The 19,160-nt window shown below is 51.3% G+C and carries 19 protein-coding genes and 2 tRNA genes; 9 read left to right on the top strand and 12 right to left on the bottom strand.

Annotation, left to right across the window (positions count from 1 at the left end):
• Positions 1–206: 206 nt before the first annotated feature.
• Positions 207–725: a hypothetical protein gene (locus BMW46_RS14195; protein ID WP_074709314.1), complete on the bottom strand. Its 519-nt coding sequence runs from the start codon at positions 723–725 to the stop codon at positions 207–209.
• Positions 726–1,231: 506 nt separating this feature from the next.
• A complete protein-coding gene (locus BMW46_RS14190) occupies positions 1,232–1,831 on the bottom strand; it encodes a hypothetical protein (RefSeq protein WP_074709313.1) in 600 nt (199 codons plus the stop codon).
• Positions 1,832–2,685: 854 nt separating this feature from the next.
• Between BMW46_RS14190 and BMW46_RS14180 the strand changes: the two genes are divergently transcribed.
• Positions 2,686–2,961, top strand: coding sequence for a SinR family protein (locus BMW46_RS14180; RefSeq protein ID WP_074709311.1), 276 nt, complete (start codon positions 2,686–2,688; stop codon positions 2,959–2,961).
• A 231-nt stretch (positions 2,962–3,192) separates the two neighbouring features.
• Positions 3,193–3,672 carry a hypothetical protein gene (locus BMW46_RS14175; RefSeq protein ID WP_218141811.1) on the top strand — a complete coding sequence of 160 codons (480 nt, stop codon included), beginning with the start codon at positions 3,193–3,195 and terminating at the stop codon, positions 3,670–3,672.
• Between the two features lie 940 nt (positions 3,673–4,612).
• Here BMW46_RS14175 and BMW46_RS14165 read toward each other — a convergent pair.
• On the bottom strand, positions 4,613–4,891 hold the full coding sequence (locus tag BMW46_RS14165) for a hypothetical protein (protein ID WP_074709308.1): 279 nt from the start codon (positions 4,889–4,891) through the stop codon (positions 4,613–4,615).
• 55 nt (positions 4,892–4,946) lie between these two features.
• Between BMW46_RS14165 and BMW46_RS14160 the strand changes: the two genes are divergently transcribed.
• Positions 4,947–5,219 (top strand): hypothetical protein, encoded by a 273-nt coding sequence (locus tag BMW46_RS14160; protein ID WP_074709307.1) that lies wholly within the window; start codon positions 4,947–4,949, stop codon positions 5,217–5,219.
• Positions 5,220–5,723: 504 nt separating this feature from the next.
• Here BMW46_RS14160 and BMW46_RS14150 read toward each other — a convergent pair.
• From BMW46_RS14150 to BMW46_RS14120, 7 genes are all read right to left on the bottom strand, one after another.
• Positions 5,724–5,797: transfer RNA gene (locus BMW46_RS14150), tRNA-Cys, on the bottom strand.
• 147 nt (positions 5,798–5,944) lie between these two features.
• A tRNA-Gly gene (locus BMW46_RS14145) sits at positions 5,945–6,019 on the bottom strand.
• A gap of 316 nt (positions 6,020–6,335) precedes the next feature.
• Positions 6,336–6,611 carry a hypothetical protein gene (locus BMW46_RS14140; RefSeq protein WP_074709305.1) on the bottom strand — a complete coding sequence of 92 codons (276 nt, stop codon included), beginning with the start codon at positions 6,609–6,611 and terminating at the stop codon, positions 6,336–6,338.
• Positions 6,612–6,639: 28 nt separating this feature from the next.
• On the bottom strand, positions 6,640–7,212 hold the full coding sequence (pgsA, locus tag BMW46_RS14135) for a CDP-diacylglycerol--glycerol-3-phosphate 3-phosphatidyltransferase (RefSeq protein ID WP_074709304.1): 573 nt from the start codon (positions 7,210–7,212) through the stop codon (positions 6,640–6,642).
• Between the two features lie 81 nt (positions 7,213–7,293).
• The gene (gene uvrC, locus BMW46_RS14130; protein WP_074709303.1) at positions 7,294–9,114 is read right to left on the bottom strand and encodes an excinuclease ABC subunit UvrC; all 1,821 of its coding nucleotides are present in this window, start codon (positions 9,112–9,114) and stop codon (positions 7,294–7,296) included.
• 5 nt (positions 9,115–9,119) lie between these two features.
• Complete coding sequence (locus tag BMW46_RS14125) at positions 9,120–9,308, bottom strand: tautomerase family protein (protein WP_074709302.1); 189 nt, start codon at positions 9,306–9,308, stop codon at positions 9,120–9,122.
• A gap of 32 nt (positions 9,309–9,340) precedes the next feature.
• Positions 9,341–10,060 carry a uracil-DNA glycosylase gene (locus tag BMW46_RS14120; protein ID WP_081355832.1) on the bottom strand — a complete coding sequence of 240 codons (720 nt, stop codon included), beginning with the start codon at positions 10,058–10,060 and terminating at the stop codon, positions 9,341–9,343.
• Positions 10,061–10,078: 18 nt separating this feature from the next.
• Here BMW46_RS14120 and efp point away from each other — a divergent pair, with 18 nt between their 5' ends.
• The gene (efp, locus tag BMW46_RS14115; RefSeq protein WP_074709301.1) at positions 10,079–10,645 is read left to right on the top strand and encodes an elongation factor P; all 567 of its coding nucleotides are present in this window, start codon (positions 10,079–10,081) and stop codon (positions 10,643–10,645) included.
• A 157-nt stretch (positions 10,646–10,802) separates the two neighbouring features.
• On the opposite strand, the gene BMW46_RS14110 is transcribed toward efp, so the two are convergent.
• A complete protein-coding gene (locus tag BMW46_RS14110; protein ID WP_074709300.1) occupies positions 10,803–12,047 on the bottom strand; it encodes an OprO/OprP family phosphate-selective porin in 1,245 nt (414 codons plus the stop codon).
• Positions 12,048–12,492: 445 nt separating this feature from the next.
• Here BMW46_RS14110 and BMW46_RS14105 point away from each other — a divergent pair, with 445 nt between their 5' ends.
• Positions 12,493–12,873 (top strand): hypothetical protein, encoded by a 381-nt coding sequence (locus BMW46_RS14105; RefSeq protein ID WP_074709299.1) that lies wholly within the window; start codon positions 12,493–12,495, stop codon positions 12,871–12,873.
• A gap of 123 nt (positions 12,874–12,996) precedes the next feature.
• Here BMW46_RS14105 and BMW46_RS14100 read toward each other — a convergent pair whose 3' ends face one another.
• Positions 12,997–13,872, bottom strand: coding sequence for a DMT family transporter (locus BMW46_RS14100; RefSeq protein ID WP_256377090.1), 876 nt, complete (start codon positions 13,870–13,872; stop codon positions 12,997–12,999).
• A gap of 250 nt (positions 13,873–14,122) precedes the next feature.
• Here BMW46_RS14100 and BMW46_RS14095 point away from each other — a divergent pair, with 250 nt between their 5' ends.
• From BMW46_RS14095 to BMW46_RS15635, 4 genes are all read left to right on the top strand, one after another.
• Positions 14,123–14,683, top strand: coding sequence for a DNA-3-methyladenine glycosylase (locus BMW46_RS14095; protein WP_256377089.1), 561 nt, complete (start codon positions 14,123–14,125; stop codon positions 14,681–14,683).
• A 153-nt stretch (positions 14,684–14,836) separates the two neighbouring features.
• Entirely contained in the window at positions 14,837–16,909 is a 2,073-nt protein-coding gene (locus BMW46_RS14090; RefSeq protein WP_074709296.1) for a carbon starvation CstA family protein, read from the top strand.
• Positions 16,910–16,970: 61 nt separating this feature from the next.
• On the top strand, positions 16,971–17,171 hold the full coding sequence (locus tag BMW46_RS14085; protein ID WP_074709295.1) for a YbdD/YjiX family protein: 201 nt from the start codon (positions 16,971–16,973) through the stop codon (positions 17,169–17,171).
• A gap of 298 nt (positions 17,172–17,469) precedes the next feature.
• Positions 17,470–18,282: a PEP-CTERM sorting domain-containing protein gene (locus tag BMW46_RS15635; protein ID WP_081355831.1), complete on the top strand. Its 813-nt coding sequence runs from the start codon at positions 17,470–17,472 to the stop codon at positions 18,280–18,282.
• The last annotated feature ends 878 nt before the right edge of the window (positions 18,283–19,160 follow it).

Here is a 19,160-nt window from a genome sequence, read left to right as displayed (position 1 = left end):
TAGCTCATCCGCAAATTGTATCCGATACGCATTTAACAGTCTGGTGAATTAGCGGAAACTTTCCTTGCATTTTCCGGAAGCACTGATAGAAGTATTTAGATAAGCTGAGAATTATTAACTTCGAACCCGCTAACCATGCGGGTTTTTTATTGCCTGACTAAGGGGTATGCGGAGAGGCCGATCATTACCTTATTTCGACAGGTTTTCTATTCGTCCTTTGCTGCGGCTTCTTGCGCGCTAGCGTCTGCAAGGCCCTTTATAAATTCTGAAATTATAGATACTAGATAACTGCGTGCCTTTACGCCGACAGGCGTTAACGCCACAAAGAAGCGCGCGCCATCATCATAAGACTCCTTATAAGCTAGTTCGTTTGCTACCAGTTCACCCCATCTTTCTTCAGCTCGTTTTTCTTCCGATTTGCCTTCATATATCATTTTTGTATTTTCCCCATGATTCAACAACGCTTCGATTCCAGATGGAGAAAGTCTCCTGAGCTTAGCTTGAACATCTGGAGGAGCTTCGTGGCGTAACTCATGACTTACTTTCAGGGAAAGTCCCGCGATCGTGATCGCGTCAGAACGATGAAGGATTGAAGGAAGAAGATTGGCGGTTTCTCTTAATGGTTGCCAAAAGGAGATTAATAATGCTGCGGCAATAACGGGCCACGCAAGAGCCCTAATAAGCTCAACGCACAACTCGAACGTACTTTTTTTAATATTTTCCATATCACCTCCGAACTCATCAGTTTAAAACTACCGCTCTCGTCAAGCATCTCTTATTTTATTCCCTTGACATTCCCCTCCCTTCCCTCCCTTTAGATTAATCTCCCTTTACCTCTGCAAATTCAGAGGCCGGGTGTCGCAGCTCGAAGAACTAGGCGGATGAACCGCCATCTTGAGCGGTTTTTTACGTCCGTAGCATGGCAATCACCTTCTATGGGTGGTTCGTGTGGGGAGCCTTCGGGCTCGCCGGTCCTGGTTCCGGTCTGCGAACCCGCACGAATCGGCCCACCACTTTCGCAGAGTGGCGAGCGGAAAACTTAAACCGCTTAACTAGAGATGGCTATGGCTAAGCTATTTCCTGCCTGCGCGCCACCAAACCACTGCGCGGCTGAACTCAGGCCAGCATTATTCATATCAACGCCTCGACCCATATTACCCACCGCTTGGCCGCCCCCGCTTAGCACCAATGAGTCAGCAGCGATTCCTGTATTTGGCATGTCGCGCCCGAACTATGCCGCCCCGGTTCGTAACGCTATTCCTTGCATCTCAGTATCGCGCCGAGCTTTATTTATCGTGCCAGCAGTATCTTTTGCTTGAGCCAAACCCATCTCGTTATTCAGCGCGGCAAACCGGCCAGAATTGGGGTTGATTCCCAGTCTGCCCATCATTCGCGCCTGCTGATCCTGCATTGCTTGGTGAGCGCGAGTCGTATCTGCTGCGGCTTCCGCCGCCATCCTCTCTTTGCGTTCCGCGGAATCGAAGTTATTTGCCTCCTCGACCATGCGCTTTTCAACTGGCTGGAAGAGATCAAGATAGTGCTGCCATTGTTCTGTAGCTCGATCTGCATTCGTGTCCGCAGAACCGATCTGCTGCTGCACCACCTTCTCGATCAGCGGATCTTGCTTCGCGGCGCGCTCCTTATTCCAAGCCAACGTATCTCGTGCAACCTGGGCCATTTCCTTAGATATGTCGGCATTGGCCTTCATGGCGGCACCCACTTGCGGGTCAGGATCAGGTATGTCAGGTGCGCAGAAGCAGATATTGGGATTGATAAAACTGACATCGCCACTCAATCTATTCCATCTGTCATTTCGGTTTTTAACAAACATTTACTTCTCCTTTTTTAGGCATAAAAAAACCCGCCGGAGCGGGTTTCGGAGTGAACACATGTAGGGTTTAAGGAATCAGTTTATCCGCAATATATAGAGTATCCGCAATATATAGAGGGGATGCTAGTCGAGCTGTCCGTGTTTGCTTAGAACAAAAGCGATCCCTCATTGTCTCTGGTCGTACGATAGGGTCCCTGAGCGAAGTATGCGATTGCCCCCGGACAAGTTTGTCAGCTTTATCTTATAGTCCCCGTTAGGAATACCAGGCCCAAACATACCACCAGATACGAAATTAAACGTTTGCCAACCATGCACATTCGTCACTTGCGCTTTACCCACTACGGTGCCGTCCTCTCTGCATACCTCTACACCTAGGGAGCCCGTATTGGTCATTTCTAGCTCTAGCCGCGCCGGATTCTTAAACAAAGATCCAGATTTTAGCCATATGAGCTGCGAAAAAGTGGTTGATCCAAATTTATATTCCATGATTGCCCCCCGCTTCGTGTTAAAAATCCTAGCATTTTGACTGCTTGGAAACCCTCACTTTTTCCACCCTATAGCAGCCGCCTCTTATGGTGCCATTCCTCAAATATAGTCTAAATCTGCGACTTCTCAGGACTGGCAGACGCAAAGCGTCTTGCGGACCAGATCAATTGGCGATAATTGTGCAAATAAATAGGCGGCGCATAAAAATCCCCCACAGATGAGCCTGACAAATTGTATCAGACTCATAAGGGGAGACGTTTAACTACTAGTTATGCTTCAGGTCGCTATGTAGTTAAAGAATTCGTTTTGAACGCCGTAGGAAATTATCCAAGGATAAAAATTGTAAAAAACCTAAACAAGAGGGAACCATGGCGACATATATGGTTGGCTATGATTTAAATAAAAAAGGACAAAGTTACACTGATTTAATAAAGGCGCTTGAAGGCTTTGATGTATGGTGGCACTGCTTGGACTCCACCTGGCTCGTCAATTCCAATTCCAAAGCTATAGATATCGTGAATTATCTTGCACAGTTTATCGACTCTAATGACGAGCTTCTTGTGATAGAGATTCCAGTAGGTGCGGGTGCGGCTTGGATAGGCTTTGATAAACCATGTTCTGATTGGCTCAAGAATAATCTTTGATTGTCTGAGGGCCATTTACATCCATGATGCTTTTCCCTGCGCTTGATTGATACGCCGAGAAGTCGAGCCACAAAGAAAACTATTTTTTCACGCATTTTTTCTCCATAAAAAAGCCCGCAATCAGCGGGCTGAGAGTAACAAAAACCAACCGCCAAGACGGTCGTTTCAGTGATGAAAACAAAAGAAGAGCTTTTTCAACTCTACGAGAGGCTGTACTTTCACGAAATAGACATGCGTGAAAAACTTAGTGCTCGCCTTCAAATGCCTATGACATTAATTGTCACATTGTGTGGAGCGCAGGCTTTTTTACTACAAAATTATAAATATCACACCTTTTCTGGCCTCATGTACTCATTCTGGGTACTGATTGTTGTTTCATTTGCGTTATTAATGGTGACTATTTGCTACTTCGTTCGTTCGTGGTGGAATCACACCTATTCATTTCTTCCTTCTGCTCAAGTCAATGAAGATTACCGTCAATCTCTTATTGAATTCTATAAGACATGCGAGAACGGTGAGCAGTTAGCGGCAGAGCACTTTACCGATTACCTGAGAACTCACTACATTTGCTGTTCCGCAGCAAATACAGTATGTAATGATATTCGTTCAGTTTATCTTCATAAGACAAATGGTATGCTGATCATCACAGCTATATGCACTGTTGGCACATTTTTAGTATTTTCTTTTGGGAGCCTCGGCGAAGCCCTCTAAACGCAGATTGTTTGTAACGCGAGGACAGACTATGTCAAATGAAACAAAAAAACCAACTTCTCAGAGCAAACCACCTCCCCCGCCTCCACCTCCGCGACAGATTCGCGAAGGTGTTGAAGTTGTTAACCCTAAAACGATAAAACCTTGGAATAAGAAAGATGACAAATAAAGATAAACTGTCGCCACCCTCACCTCCACCGCCCCCACCTGTACGTCAGGTAAAAGATCACGAACCAAAGGGTCCTCCAAAAGAATCTGGATCTGGAAAATGATCTTAAATATTTTCTAATCTCATCACGGCAGAGTGTGGCGTAGCCTGCCGTGTATTAACAATCATTTATCTCCCAATAATTTGGTTAACCCATCCTCTACATGGCGATAGCCGATCATCCTGAAAAATCTCCCGGCTTTATTTACTGTTTTTACTGATACCGAAATTTCCCGAACCCCAATTTCTCGTAATGCGTTTTCTGCATATGATATGAATCTTGCGGCTGTCCGTCCCTTGCGCGCCTCGGGACAAAGGAAAAGGGTATCCTCTCGACAAAGCAAGGTTTGACTGTGCATTGAGTTATGCACATATACTGAGAAATTCCCGAGCAACTGCCCATCCTTCCGCAGCGTGAATACCAAGGCACGGCCGGCCCGCTCATACCTAAAAAAGGTTTCGTAATCAGGATTGAATGCGATGCGATGCCATGCCTATGTTTCCCAGTCTCTGCCCAATGCATTTCGTGAAGTGGCCTCATCTCCTCGAGGATGTCCTCAAGCTTCTCATGAGCAAAAGTAAACTCCCCGTGCTGTTCCGGCTTGATCCGGTCCAGCACATCGAAGGAAACAAGAGTGGGGATTTGATCTGCGGCAAGGAGAATATCCGCGGCCAATTCTGGATTAAGCGGCATACCCATGTTGCTTCGCAGTATCGCGATAAGCTGTTCTTTCAACTGTCGAACCTCGTGATTAAAGAATCCAACGCCGACCGGACGCGGTTGGTGTACTCATACAGCGCCTCGCATTCCGCCTGAGTCGGGGTGGAGGAAAACGTGAGCGTTTCATGCTTTGGGATTTCGATCTTGTTATTGCGTCGGCCAACCAGTATCTCGATCATGTTTCTAAGCCACTCCGGTGTATTAACCGGAATTCCAGGCTTCTTGATGCGAATGGCTTGAACAGTGCCGGTTGTGAGAGCGGATTCCACAAGCGTGCCGTTATTGACCAATCCTTCTGCGCTGGAAGCATCATTGCGATTCAGGTAAGCAACGGAACCGACGATAGTGGTTGTGCCGCTTGCCGCAGATGTATCGTCAGCATTCGTTACCGCTACCGTGCCGATTACCTCCGGCTCTTCTACGGTTCCAGTTGCCGAGCAGACATCATCTGCATTTGTGGTAGCCGATGATCCGACAATGGTGGTGGTACCTGACGCTGCTGAAGTATCGTTACCATTTGCAACAGAGACCGAGCCTGTTACGGTAGTTGCACCGGAAGCGGAGGATATGTCATCAGCATTTGCGCTGGCTGACGAGCCATTTCAGAGATTCATCTAGTAGCCGAAGAGTACGCTAAGAAGCACCGCAAGTTACTATCCCCAGGCACAATCAATCGCAGACTCTCGATGCTCAAGCTTATAGCAAACCTATGCTATAAAAAATGGGCTGTGGCTTGCTTTCGAACAAAAGGCTGGAGTCAGCATCGAGATTGTGCCGATCCCTCAGAACTTTGCTCTTAAACCGAATATGCTACCCATAGCGATCAGCCACAGAATGATCTCGCGTTACTTCAGGAGAGCGCTTGCTGAGATAGGCAGGGATGATTTGAGGTTCCATGATCTGAGACATGCTTATGGATCATGGTTGGTCAGAATGGGGTGGATTTATATCTTACCGGGAAGCTACTGCGGCACAAATCTTTGGCGTCCACGAAGAGATATGCACATTTCGCGGATCAGCTGAAACAGGATGCGGTGAAGAAGGCGTTTGGCTGATTGCTATATATTTACTATACGCTATAGCAAAAATAACCGCGGAACCAATCAAGAACCGCATGAATGCTGGAGGCGGGGGTCGGAATCGAACCGGCGTCCACGGCTTTGCAGGCCGCTGCATAACCACTCTGCCACCCCGCCTTACTAGACCTACGGCGACTGTATTGCTACTTTGGCACCATTGGGGTGCGAGAACAAAAAGCAAAAAGGGAAAACGGATATTTTTAGCCTGAGTCCCTCAAGTCAAATCCGATAGAGACCACGGCAATGATCCATTTTCCCAGTAACTGGAGCGGGAAACGAGGCTCGAACTCGCGACCCCAACCTTGGCAAGGTTGTGCTCTACCACTGAGCTATTCCCGCGAAAAACAGCCTGCCATTATAAGGGCGGCGCTATCTTTGTCAAGAAAGTAACCCTCAAAGGTATCTACCTAAAGGTAAAAAGACTTGAGCGAATATTGCATGTGGAAAAAGACTTGAGCGAATATTGCATGTGGAAAGTGTTGCGTAGGGAAATGACGGCTTTGAGAAGGTAATCTGGATTCAACGCCGGATAGATGGAGAAACAAATACTCCTATCGCCGGGTCAGCTCTTATTTTTGCCAGTCAAACTTCCTGCACCTGTGGAACAAACATCATGCACAATTCCTCCCCCCATCTATCTGCACCTTCGGAGTGTCTACACCTCTGGTGGCTCCGGATTCAGGCCCGACATCACGATGATTTCCATCGGCGCGAGATGACTCAGGTTTGATGCTCTTGCCATCACATCCTGTTCCTGCAAGAGCTGATACTGAAACGCGCCCTCGTACATATCCTCGACCAGCAGTTTCACCACTCTCTTCGGCCATCCTGTCATCCACCGGTTGGCAATCCCGATTCCCGTTTCTCCCGACTCGCATATCATTTCCCGAATCTCATCGGGGTAGATGTCCGGATTGTACAGTGATTGCATTTTTTCTCCTTCCTTTGCCCCGGCTTGCTCAGCCGTGCTTTACCACCTGCGGAATCGCGATCTTGAGATAATAGGCCATCGACCACAACGTCAGTATTGCCGCAAGATAGATCAGCCAGGTGCCTATCTCATGTGGATCGAAGCTTTCATCTATTTTTTCGTCATATAGCAGCAGCGGAATGGCCGCCATTTGCGATACGGTTTTCAATTTTCCCAGAAAGGAAACAGCCACGCTCTTGCCTTTGCCGATCTGGGCCATCCATTCGCGCAAGGCCGAAATAGTGATTTCCCGCCCTATGATGATGAAAGCGATCAGCGCATCCAGCCTGCTCAGGTAAACCAACACGATGAGCGCGGCAGCGACCATGAGCTTGTCAGCAACGGGGTCGAGGAACGCACCGAAGGCCGAGGTCTGCCGCAGCACGCGCGCAAGATAACCGTCCAGCCAATCGGTAATGGCGGCGCCAGTAAAGATAATGGTTGCGATCAGGTTCTGGTCGGCGTGCGATAACCAGGTCGAGGGAAAATAGAATATACCCACGAACAGCGGAATCGCCACGATGCGCAGCCAAGTAAGTACGTTGGGCAGATTAAAAGGCATAAGGGTCGGGAATATGCCATTAAAAAACGAATCTGGAAAGCGTCCCGCTGTAGGCCACTGAGCCTGCAGGCTGGATAAGATTCAATGCAGTTCCCTGTAAATTTTCTCTGCCAGCGCGCGGCTGATGCCGTCAGCTTGCTGCAATTCTTCGATGCTCGCAGTGCGCACCCCTTTCAGGCCGCCAAACCTTGCCAGCAGACTTTGCCGGCGCTTGGCGCCGATACCGGCGATCTGCTCCAGACTTGAACTGACGCGGGCCTTGCCAAGTTTTGCGCGATGGCCGTAAATTGCAAAGCGATGCGCTTCATCCCGAATCTGCTGGATGAGATGCAATCCGGAATGATCCTTTGATAATTGTAGTGGTTTTTTCACCCCTGGGAAAACCAATTGCTCCAGTCCCGGCTTGCGCTCCTCGCCTTTTGCCACGCCTACCAGGTTGGCATCGTTCAACCCCAGCTCTACCATGACCTCGTGAGCAGCGTTAATCTGCCCTCTTCCCCCGTCGATCAGGATCAGGTCGGGTAGATTGCCCTCACCTTCCGCAATTTTATGGTAGCGCCGTGAGAGAACATCGCGCATAGCGGCATAATCATCTCCCGGTGTGATATCAGTAATATTGTAGCGGCGGTACTCGCTATTACGCATGGCGAAGTTGTCATAAACCACGCAGGAAGCGATGGTCGCTTCACCCATTGTATGACTGATATCGAAACATTCAATCCGGCTCAACCCGGTCATATCCAGAGCCTGCTGCAAGGCTTGCAGCCGCTCCTCCTGGCTCGCCTGGCGGCTCAGCATTTGTTCCAGCGCAAGGGTGGCGTTTTCTGTCGCCATATCCAGCCACACGCGCCTGCTGCCTATCGGATTCACATTGATGATCACTTTATGGTCAGCCTGCTGCGTGAGCAGAGCCTGGAGAGATTCCCGCGGAACTCTCTCTCCCACGATGATCAGGTCCGGAACGCTGCGATTGAGGTAGTGCTGGGCCAGGAATGCTTCCACCACCGCGGCGAGATCATATCCTTCCGCGTTTTGCGGAAAAAAACTCTTGTCCCCGAGATGGCGTCCTCCCCTGACCATGGCAAGGTTGACGCACACCCGGCCACCGCCGTTGTTCTCTGCCACGCAGGCCACGATATCGGCGTCCAGCGCTCGCCCGCTATCCACGAATTGCTTTTCGCAAATCTTTCGCAGAGACTGAATCTGGTCGCGAAACAGCGCTGCTTGCTCGTATTCCTGTGCATCGGCAGCGTCGTGCATTTTTCCCGTAATGCTTTTCAAAACCTCCGTTTGCTTGCCCTGGAGAAAAAGCTCCGCATCCCTTGCGTCTTCCGCGTAGGCTTCTTCGCTGACCAGATCGACGCAGGGTCCGCTACAGCGTTTGATCTGGTAGAGCAGGCAGGGGCGTGTACGATTACTGAAAACACTGTCTTCGCAAGTGCGAATCCGGAATACCTTTTGCAGCAACTGGATGCTCTCTCGTACCATTCCCGCATTCGGGAAGGGACCAAAATAATGGTGTTTCTTGTCGAGCGGACCGCGATGAAATCCAAGTCGGGGAAACCTGTGCCCGCTCAAGATTACATAGGGATATGATTTATCATCCCTGAACAGGATGTTATAGCGAGGATTTAGGCTCTTTATTAAATTGTTTTCGAGTAACAGGGCCTCTGCTTCAGATCGCGTAACAGTGGTCTCGATTCCCGCGATCTGGGAGACCATGAGTTGCGTGCGGGGAGCCAGGCCATTCTTCTGAAAATAGGAAGAAACACGCTTCTTGAGATCAATCGCCTTGCCGACATAAATTACCTGCCCAGCTGAGTTCATCATGCGATAGACTCCAGGCTGGGATGGAAGGCCAGCACAAAACGCCTTGGCATCGAAAGCCGGTTCTGCCTGCAAGGCGATCAGTCCTCCTCACCCAACAGGGTGCCTGCAATGGCCCAGCTTTCATGAGGCATTTCATCGAAAGCGATATACGTATAGGACTTGGGCTTATGAGCGATGCGCTCCAGTGTATCGGTTATTTCCTGAGCAATCTGTTTCTTCTGCTCGCGACTGAGCGAGCCGGCAATACGGATATTGACATAGGGCATGGTTGATCTCCAGTTTTCCGCTGTGACGTCCGCTATGAAACCAGGTCGGAGCGGATTTTTGCAAACACCTCTTCGAACATTTCTATAGTCAGGCGATGGGTCTGAGTATTGTAACGACTGCAATGATAGCTGTCATATAGAGTCAACCCGGTGCGTTTCAAGTCATCAGACCCGAAGTTTCCGGCAAGCGCATGAACGGCGCCATGACGGAAGGCATGGGCCTTCGGCTTGAGCCCCAATGCCATCAGCACAGCCTGATGAGCAACGGCGCCAAGAGCCAGCAGCGCGCTACCGCCTCCTTCAGCAAAGGCCGAAATCTCATGTGCGAGATAGCTATTGCACTGCCTGATCTCGCTTGCCTCCGGCTTGTTCTCCGGCGGAAGACATTTGACCGCATTGGTGATGCGGCATTGCATCAATTCCAAATTGTCATTGATGGAAGCAGAGCCTGCATGGTTGGCAAAATCGAACTTGAAGAGCGTTCCATACAGGAGAACACCGGCAAAATCGCCTGTAAAAGGCCTTCCTGTTCGGTTCGCGCCGTGCATTCCCGGCGCTAGGCCGATGATCAGAAGCCTGGGCTTGGGATCGCCAAAAGCAGGCACTGGCCGGGCATAATAATCGGGGTGGCGCGCTTTTACCTCATCCAGAAATCCGGCCAACCGGGGGCAGCGGCGGCAGCCTGCTGAAAACTCAACCGGGGGAGAATTATCGGGGGTTTTTTGTAGTAAGATGCGCGCTTCTTGATTCAAAGGAAATCACCAAAAAATATGGCTAAAGTTCTTGCTACCGAAATTCGCGTCGGTAATCTGATTGAATGGGACAAGCGAATCTGGCGCGTACTGAAATGTTACCACGTCCATGTTGGCGGCCGCGGCGGGGCTTTCATGCAGGTGGAAATGAAAGATATCGAAGCAGGTACAAAGACCAACCAGCGTATCCGAACCGAGGACAAGGTGGAGCGTGCTTTCGTCGAGCCGCGGGAAATGACCTTTCTCTACCAGGAAGGCGACAATTATATCTTCATGGATAAGGAAAACTATGAGCAGTTGAGCTTGTCGCGTGATTTCCTCGAAGGCCAGTACGAGTATCTGCTGCCGAATACGGATATCCAAGTCAACTTCCACAACGATCGGGCGATCGGCGTGCAACTTCCTGCCAGCGTGGTGCTCACCATCACCGACACCGAACCCAACCTGAAAGGCGCCACCGCCACCAGTTCCTACAAACCGGCCACGACGGAAACGGGACTGGTAGTCATGGTCCCGCCATTCGTCCTGCAGGGGGAAAGAATCAAGGTCAATACCGATAGCGGTGAATATATCGAGCGCATGTAGACCCCCCATGTAGGCCCCTTAGGCGCTCCATCGCGCTCCAGCGAGGCTGGCAAGGAATGTAGAGGGTTCATCCCCCGGACAAGCCTCGTGAAGATTTACAGGGCTCCGGCAGTATGCTCGTTCGAAGCCGCGAGCCCCGACTCAAAACTTCTGCTGGTCAAAAACTCAACTGCGTACGAAATGAAATTACGGACGGACTGTCCTTCCGGTTGGGTGTGCCCGGACCGCTGTTCCCGATTGAGGCTTCCGTCAGATAATAATTGAGCATGAAGCGCAAACCCTGGCGAACATACCAGTTGGCGCCCAATGTAATGACCTCTACCTGGCATTTCGAAGTTCCGGTGCCACAGGGGTCAGCGATCAGGCTCTGAGCCAGGTTTTCAGCGAAATCGTAGCGTATGGCAAGTTCGAGAGCGCCCCATTTTCCTTTGGGCTTTGGTTTGCCCAAAGCCCCGCGCTCTTTCCGGTAAACGGTTTTCTCGCCGGTCACAAACCAGCTCCCCTGCACGTAATAGGATTGTATCGTCGAATCTTTTTGCTTGCCTGATACAAGATGCGTATCGTCGAGCGTCGAATTCACGTACTCCCCCTGCAAGGTCACCGGCCCGAGCGCATACGCGGCCTCCAGGCCAAAGGTCGATTGGCTGCTATGGCCGGATAAACCCGAACTTTTGCCAGCAACCCCGAGAGATTTAGTAATTCCGCGACGGCCGCCGTAAATATCCACAAACTTTGCTGCAAGGGACTCGCTACTGGAGGTATCCAAACTATAGGAGAATCCGAAGTGAAGAATGTTACCTTCGTTCGCAAATGGTACCCAGAACAAGCGCCCTCCATAGCTCGAGCCTGAAATGGGCATACCGGTATGCGTCAAACTCATGATATCCGCAGCGTAACCGATCTGCTCGCGGAAGATTCCCTTGTAACCCACCCCCATCAGCCATTGCCGTCCGCTGTAAATGCCCGTGGATGAAGTCGAAGGACGCTCCATCATGGTAACTTCATTTGAACTTGTCAATTCCTCCATGCCACGATAAGCCTTGAACTGTCCGACCGTCAACAAACCCGGGCCAAGCTTTGCCGAAACCCAGGCCTCCCGCAGACTGCCGGGAAAAGTGCCGGCGGCAAAGTCGTTCTGGAATTTGAAACCCAGATCATAGATCTTACCTGTTACGTCCGTATACCCCCGCCGGAAGTTAAAGCCGCTATCGGGAAAGCTGCCGGGTATCTGGCTCCCGAACGGTGGATAGGAGGAATGGGCTTTATCGTTATCGAAGGCATGTACATCGAGATGAGCCCGTGCGCCGAAAACCATTTCAAAATTGCCATCCTGGCTTTTGATTTTGGGACTATCCGTTGTATCGAGAATAAGCGCCTGCGCCCAGGCAGCGGGGGCGCTCATCAGGACAATCAGGAGGCAATATTGAGGAATGGTATTTGCTGTCAATGGGCTGAAAACTGTAATGGCATGGATAAGCCTGGAGCCGACCCAGCCGCACCCATCAGTATGCGCGTGAGAACGTACTGAACAATTACGAAGAAGACCTTATCTGAATTACCGCAATTTTGCTACTTTAACAAGAGGATGACCATGAGAAATTCGACATTATTAACAAAATCACCGGGACTGGCCACCGCGCTCGTCTTTTTCGAAGCTGATGCAGTATTGCAGTATTTGCGCAGGGCTTTTAATAATAGCGAGGTAATATATCTCCCTCCAGGGATGGATCCGAAACCGGATTGCACCCCAAAGGGCAGCTTCGTGTGTTACCGCACTGACCTGCGAGTGCGTGCTACGTAATCTTTCAGACACAGCAATATCGCTGGATCGACAAGAAGGAATAACTATGAAATCATCTTCGACATCAATTAACCGAGGACTGGCGTCGATATTGGCGCTGACGGGCGCAGTGGTTTTCAGCATTGCAGGTGTGGCGTATGCTCAACAAGGTACCGGGGCGAGTTCTGGCCAAGGAAGTTCTGGTGGTCAAAGCGGTTACACCGGACAAGGTTCGCAAAAAGGACCTACCGGAGGGCCGGCTCCATACGACACCCTTGAAGAACCGATGGATTCAGGTTATGTAGACCAGGAGAAAAGAGTGGATCGCGCCAAGGATCCACGCTCACCCAGTCCGGAAGGCCATGTCCCGAACTTCCCCGTGGACAAAGAGGGAAGACCTCTGAAGGATCCGAAGTATGAACAAGGTGGACCGATCGGACCGAACTGATCGAGGAATGTTGCCGCGGTTATTGAACGTTTACCGCGGCAACTCCTTCTTTCAGCCCCATCCTTGGCAGTGCCCCCGTCCATGAGTCTGCCTGCCCATTCAGAATCCCTTTCAATATCCGTTTCAAAGTCTTTCTGGCGTTTCCATTTCGCCAGGAGAAGCAAGGGGTTCACGTAATGCTGTGGCCGCAATTCCCGCCAGCGCGATCAGTCCCATCCCAAGCAGTGACACGCCGGTAATCCGGTCGCCGAATAGCAATACCCCATACAGGTAGGACCAGGCAATGCCGAGGTATTGAAGGCTGCCATTGACGAGCAGTTTTCCGATGGCATAGGCGCGGGTAAGCAGTAACTGCGCCAATGTCGCAAGCAAGCCCACGGCCAGCAGCAACCCCAAGCCATGCAGCGTGTGAGCATGCCATCCATCCCCAAGGAATGTTACCAGGGCTCCCCCTCCCATGCTGGCAATGGAGAAAAAAAATACGACGCGCGTATCCGGCTCACCTGCTCTGCCGAGTGCAGCCACCTGGAGGTATGCCATTGCCGTGAGCAGGCCGGAGAACAGGCCTACGACTCCCCCCCATGTCTGATCATTCTGGATCGCAGGCCGAAGAATACAGATGGCGCCCGCGAACCCGGCAAAAACTGGACCGATCAGCCGCGTATCGGCTCGTCCCCGCTTCAGAAAAACTGAGCCGCCGATGAGCAGGACAGCCATCCAGATGGGAGCCGTATAATTCAGTGTTACGGCGGTAGAAAGTGGCAACGCTTCTATGGCGTAAAACCAGAGCCCCAGTGCGCACACACCCGTCAGACTTCGCCACAAATGCAACGCCGGAACGGAGGTGCGAAGCGTGATGCCACGCCTTCGCGCTAGCATAGACACGATCATTGCTCCAATGAGGCCTCGATAAAACACCATTTCACCCGTACCATATTCTGCCGAAGCAAGTTTGACACACATGCTCATGGTGGCAAAAAGCAAGGTTGCGGCAATCATGAGCACGGACGCGGGTATTTCCCCCTCCCTTTTCTTTCTTGAAGTTTCGTCAATCAACATTCAGTTTAAGTTTAATCTTCAAAAGGTCTACCGAAAACCTGGCAGGATAAATATCCTATCTGCTTATTGAATGAAGCAGCAGAATAAAGCAGCAAACAGCCATATAGGGTAAGGCCCGGCATAGCAAGTCACTGCAAGGCGCAGGCAGTTGGTTTTTTGAGGCGCTCTGTATAAAATCTGTGCCATGAGCATGATTCAGCCATCTATCGATTTTTCAACCTCTTCCGTTGACGTTGCGCGCTCCCTCATAGGCGCCACCTTGCTTATAAACGGAGTTGGCGGACGGATCGTAGAGACAGAAGCGTATGATCACGATGATCCCGCCTCGCACAGCTTTTCGGGTCCTACCAGGCGTAACCAGGTGATGTTCGGTCCTCCCTGCCATGCCTACATCTATCGCTCGTATGGCATTCACTGGTGTCTGAATTTTGTCTGCCGTCCCGCAGGACATGGAGCTGGCGTATTGATTCGCGCGCTCGAACCGCTTGCCGGCCTGGATATCATGCGTAAGCGGCGAGGGCTGAGCGATGAGAGACTTCTGTGTTCCGGCCCCGGCCGGGTATGCCAGGCGCTGGGCATCACACACGAGCATAGCGGAATGCCCATCGATACTCCTCCGTTTCAGCTTACCCCTCCCCTTGATCCTGTTCCAGTTGTAACAGGCCCTCGTATAGGGATTTCCAAAGCAAAGGATGTCCCCTGGCGCTTCGGACTTGCCGGTTCCCCTTTTCTGAGTCGTCCATTCCGCTAGCCCGATATTGTTTTAGTTTCCTATGGACATTCCAGGATAGGGTTCCAACCTGCGCGTAAACCCCCATTCTTCGAGCAGATCGCGATCTCGGGAAATGCATAGCGCGGTATCAGCTTCAATTTCTTCACTCAGGATTCGGAAATCGGGAAAAAAATGAATACTTTTATCCGCAAATTCGGCTGGTTTGCATTTGCCGCCACTGGTGCGTTCGCGTTGGCAGTCGTCGCCCTGAATCGTGGCGAACCGGTCGGCGCCCTCTGGATCGTCGTCGCGACAGTCTGTGTCTTCACTATCGGCTACCGCTTCTACAGCCGGTTCATCGCCAGTAAAGTGCTCGGGCTCGACCCCACTCGCATGACACCGGCTTATAAGCACAACGACGGGCTGGATTATGTGCCAACCAACAAATACGTGCTGTTCGGCCATCATTTCGCCGCCATTGCCGGTGCTGGCCCTCTGGTCGGACCGATATTGGCTGCGCAGATGGGCTATCTGCCCAGCATGCTCTGGCTCCTCGCAGGCGTGGTGCTCGCCGGCGCAGTGCAGGACTTCATCGTGCTGTTCATTTCCACCCGGCGCGATGGTCGCTCGCTCGGCGATCTCATCAAGTCCGAGATGGGGCAGTTGCCGGGCATGATCGCTCTCTTCGGCACATTCTTTATCATGCTGGTTCTCCTTGCGGTGCTCGCCCTGATCGTGGTCAAGGCGCTGGCGGAATCGCCCTGGGGAACCTTTACCGTCGCCGCCACCATTCCCATTGCGCTCTTCATGGGAGTTTATGCACGCTACATACGCCCCGGTTCCATTGTCGAAGTGTCACTGATCGGCTTTGTGCTGTTGATACTCTCGATTGTCGGCGGCCAGTATGTGCAGGAGATTCCCTCGCTCGCCGCGCTGTTCACGCTGACAGGGGAGCAGCTCACATGGCTTCTGATCGGCTACGGATTCATTGCCTCCGTGATGCCGGTATGGCTGTTGCTGGCGCCGCGTGATTATCTCTCGACATTCCTCAAAATTGGTACCGTAGTCAGTTTGGCAATCGGCGTCCTCATCATCTCACCAGAGCTGAAGATGCCGGCATTGACACAGTTCGTGGACGGCTCCGGGCCGGTCTGGTCAGGCAGTCTGTTTCCCTTCCTGTTCATTACGGTAGCGTGCGGAGCAATATCCGGCTTTCATTCCCTCATATCCTCCGGGACCACGCCCAAGATGATCCGCAATGAGCGCGATGCCCGCTTCATTGGGTATGGCGCCATGCTGATGGAATCGTTTGTCGCCATCATGGCGCTGGTCGCCGCCTCCACCATCGAGCCTGGGGTTTACTTCGCCATGAACAGCCCGTCAGCAATCATCGGAACCACAGCGGAATCGGCAGCCCAAACCATATCTCAATGGGGTTTCCATGTCACGCCCGAGATGATCACGCAAACGGCACGGGATGTGGGGGAGCATACCGTCATTTCCCGCACTGGCGGCGCGCCCACCCTGGCGGTGGGTATGGCGCAAATTCTCTCCGATGTGCTGGGCGGGCAGACGATGATGGCCTTCTGGTACCACTTCGCCATTCTGTTCGAGGCGCTTTTCATCCTCACCGCGGTCGATGCGGGTACCCGCGCCGGACGCTTCATGCTGCAGGATCTGCTGGGCTCATTCATTCCTTTCATGAAGCGCACCGATTCCATAACCGCCAATCTGATTGCCACTTCTGTCTGTGTTGCGGGTTGGGGTTACTTTCTCTATCAAGGAGTGGTTGATCCTCTGGGTGGCATCAATACCCTGTGGCCGCTATTTGGCATCTCCAACCAGATGCTGGCAGGCATTGCCTTGGTATTGTGCAGTTGTGTCCTGTTCAAGATGAAGCAGGATCGTTTCGCGTGGGTGACAATTCTTCCTGCCATCTGGGTTTTTGTCTGCACCCTAACCGCCGCCTGGCAGAAGATATTCGATGCCAATCCACGCATCGGTTTTCTGGCGCATGCAAACAAATACAAGGAAGCCGTCACGGAAGGCACGGTGCTTGCGCCAGCCAAATCCATCGGGCAGATGCAGCAAGTGATTTTCAACGATTACATCAACGCGTCGTTGGCGGCATTGTTCATGCTGGTGCTCATCAGCATGCTGGCATTCGGCATCCGCACGGCCTTGCGCGCTCGCGCGCTCGGCACTCCTACCGCCAGGGAAGCGCCATTCGAGTTATTGCCGGTTGAAGTCGTATCGAGGACGTAATGATAGAACGTGAAGGTGATTTCGGGAAAATTTCGGAAAAATTATCCAGGAGGGGCAAACGATGTTAACCAGAATTGTGAGTGGATTGCGTTATCTCGGGAAGGGCATGCGGCTGATGGTAGGCATGCCCGAATACAGCACTTACGTCGCACACATGCACCATGCGCATCCCGACCGGCCCGTCATGTCATACGAGGAATTCTTCCGTGAGCGCCAGGAAGCAAGGTATGGTGGCAATGGCAAAGTGACGCGATGCTGTTAGTGCGTTTCCCATAAGACAAGTGCCTGCGACAATCCATCCACCTGTCTTGACTATCTCGGCCGTCTGAGCCTTTGCTCAAGCTCAGGAATAAGTACACTGTGAACAGGCGCTTCGTCTTTTGCAATAAAGGGTGGTTAAAAGCCCAAAAGACGCGGCTATCAGCGTACGCCTATTTAGCCTTCTTGTCAGTTCACAACTGTACGGAAAAATCGGGAACCTGCCCCTTATAGTTTTGCTTCAGCTATCCGGCTGAAGCAGATGCAGACGCATCTGTCTCTTCATATTCAAGGGGGTTATCATGAACTCGATTAGATGCGGTCTTATATTAATAAGTTGCTCAACCGGTTTCGCACTTGCTCAGTCTGCGTACGCTGCAGATGGAACAGCTGCTGCCTCACTCGACTGGAGTCAACTCCAGGTTTCGGTCACAGGCGTAGATGGCAACGTGCCTACTGTAACGTTTTCCGACGAATACACCAGCTTAAGCTCATCCGCGTACGTTCCGGGTGAGGGAAGTGAATACAATACAAGGTCGATCTACGACTGGACATCTACTTTAGCCGCAAATGCGCAGGCAACAGCGACCACATTTGCCAATGCATCAGCTTCGCCGCTAAATTTTTCGGCAAATGCACAATCCATGGGAGGCGATAACGGATATCCATACTGGGACAATCCAAGCGCTTCATCCTCTGGAAGTCGAAGTGAAAATTTTTCTTTCGATGGTCCCGGGGTGCTTACTGTAACGATACCCTATACCCTAAATATAATGGGGGGAGAAACGTTCGATTATTGGAATTCCACTTCAGCCTCGGTCTATGCTTCCGCATATTTTAGTGGCTCTAACGAAAACGGAAATTTTAATTCTAATTCCAACGCGTCGTTTTCCCTGAGTTCGTACTACGAAAATTCTCCTGATTCGCAATCAGGAACTCTGGTTCTCGGCATCTTTGCCGCTGGTCCCGGCAGCGGATCGCTCAGCTTCAATACTACCGCATCCCTCGGAAGCCCGAGCATAATACCGGAGCCAGAGTCCTACGCCATGCTGCTCGCGGGGTTGGGACTGATAGGTATGATCGTGCGCCGCCGAAGTGCTGGCAGCGTAGCTTAAATTCTTATCGGCCTAAATCTACTTTTTGATCTCTCTTCCCTTCTGATCTTTTTGCTTTATCCCCCTCCTGCTCCGGAGAGGAAACATGGGAGAGGAAGAAATAGGATGCAGTCAAACAGTTTCATGCTGGTAACCCGGATGGAGCTGCGTCCTGAATCTGGACGCCTTCATCCTATCCTCACCATTCAGGTTGCCACTCCCTCTCTTCCCGCTCCCTCTCCCACCTGTGGGAGAGGGGTTGGGGAGAGGAATATTTGGTCGAGCTTATTAGTCTAAAAATTGGCAACCACCGTCAAGCGATAAATACGCGGCGCGCCGGGCAGGATGTTGCTATTGTTATTCGCGGACCCGATATAGTCGATATTGGCCAAGTTTTCGATATTTGCTGAACACGGATGACCTTGTTGAGCCGCACGAACATCGCCCCATCCAGGCGGTAAACCTGGCAACAGTCACTAAATGGAGCCATCTTGCGAAACTGTGGGGGGCTGGCTACATCTCCTGCTTGCCGTCTATCTCCGCATCGGTTTTATGGCACGATAAATATGAGATTTTGAAGGAAGCCCGCAGTTTGTTCTTTCTGCTTTGGTCACGGCATGACCAGATATACCCACTATTTGTCGAAATTTATTACACTCGCGCCCCTGGAAAACAGGGTTAGCCACATAAGCTAGTGTTTTGGCGAGAAAACAATAATTGGCACATATTTTGCTTAGAATATAAAGCTATAGTGTGCTTTTTCAGACTTGAAAGACATGGAAAACGGGCAAGGCCTATAGCGGCTCGAACGTAACAACTTCTAATAAAACGCAGTGATTATAATAAGGAGATACAACAATGAATAATCTTTCCAAGGTAGTGATAGCTGCTTTAGCGTT

The organism is Nitrosospira multiformis (assembly GCF_900111585.1).
GTDB lineage: Bacteria > Pseudomonadota > Gammaproteobacteria > Burkholderiales > Nitrosomonadaceae > Nitrosospira > Nitrosospira multiformis_B.
Note: the sequence above shows the minus strand (reverse complement) of the source record. Positions and strands in the feature narration are given on the sequence as shown.

Excerpts from the sequence above, each read along its gene's own strand:
- BMW46_RS14195 (WP_074709314.1), bottom strand. The coding sequence starts at position 725 with ATGGAAAATATTAAAAAAAGTACGTTCGAGTTGTGCGTTGAGCTTATT.
- BMW46_RS14190 (WP_074709313.1), bottom strand. The coding sequence starts at position 1,831 with ATGTTTGTTAAAAACCGAAATGACAGATGGAATAGATTGAGTGGCGAT.
- BMW46_RS14180 (WP_074709311.1), top strand. The coding sequence starts at position 2,686 with ATGGCGACATATATGGTTGGCTATGATTTAAATAAAAAAGGACAAAGT.
- BMW46_RS14175 (WP_218141811.1), top strand. The coding sequence starts at position 3,193 with ATGCGTGAAAAACTTAGTGCTCGCCTTCAAATGCCTATGACATTAATT.
- BMW46_RS14140 (WP_074709305.1), bottom strand. The coding sequence starts at position 6,611 with ATGCAATCACTGTACAATCCGGACATCTACCCCGATGAGATTCGGGAA.
- pgsA (WP_074709304.1), bottom strand. The coding sequence starts at position 7,212 with ATGCCTTTTAATCTGCCCAACGTACTTACTTGGCTGCGCATCGTGGCG.
- BMW46_RS14125 (WP_074709302.1), bottom strand. The coding sequence starts at position 9,308 with ATGCCCTATGTCAATATCCGTATTGCCGGCTCGCTCAGTCGCGAGCAG.
- efp (WP_074709301.1), top strand. The coding sequence starts at position 10,079 with ATGGCTAAAGTTCTTGCTACCGAAATTCGCGTCGGTAATCTGATTGAA.
- BMW46_RS14110 (WP_074709300.1), bottom strand. The coding sequence starts at position 12,047 with ATGAGCGCCCCCGCTGCCTGGGCGCAGGCGCTTATTCTCGATACAACG.
- BMW46_RS14105 (WP_074709299.1), top strand. The coding sequence starts at position 12,493 with ATGAAATCATCTTCGACATCAATTAACCGAGGACTGGCGTCGATATTG.
- BMW46_RS14100 (WP_256377090.1), bottom strand. The coding sequence starts at position 13,872 with ATGATTGCCGCAACCTTGCTTTTTGCCACCATGAGCATGTGTGTCAAA.
- BMW46_RS14095 (WP_256377089.1), top strand. The coding sequence starts at position 14,123 with ATGATTCAGCCATCTATCGATTTTTCAACCTCTTCCGTTGACGTTGCG.
- BMW46_RS14090 (WP_074709296.1), top strand. The coding sequence starts at position 14,837 with ATGAATACTTTTATCCGCAAATTCGGCTGGTTTGCATTTGCCGCCACT.
- BMW46_RS14085 (WP_074709295.1), top strand. The coding sequence starts at position 16,971 with ATGTTAACCAGAATTGTGAGTGGATTGCGTTATCTCGGGAAGGGCATG.
- BMW46_RS15635 (WP_081355831.1), top strand. The coding sequence starts at position 17,470 with ATGAACTCGATTAGATGCGGTCTTATATTAATAAGTTGCTCAACCGGT.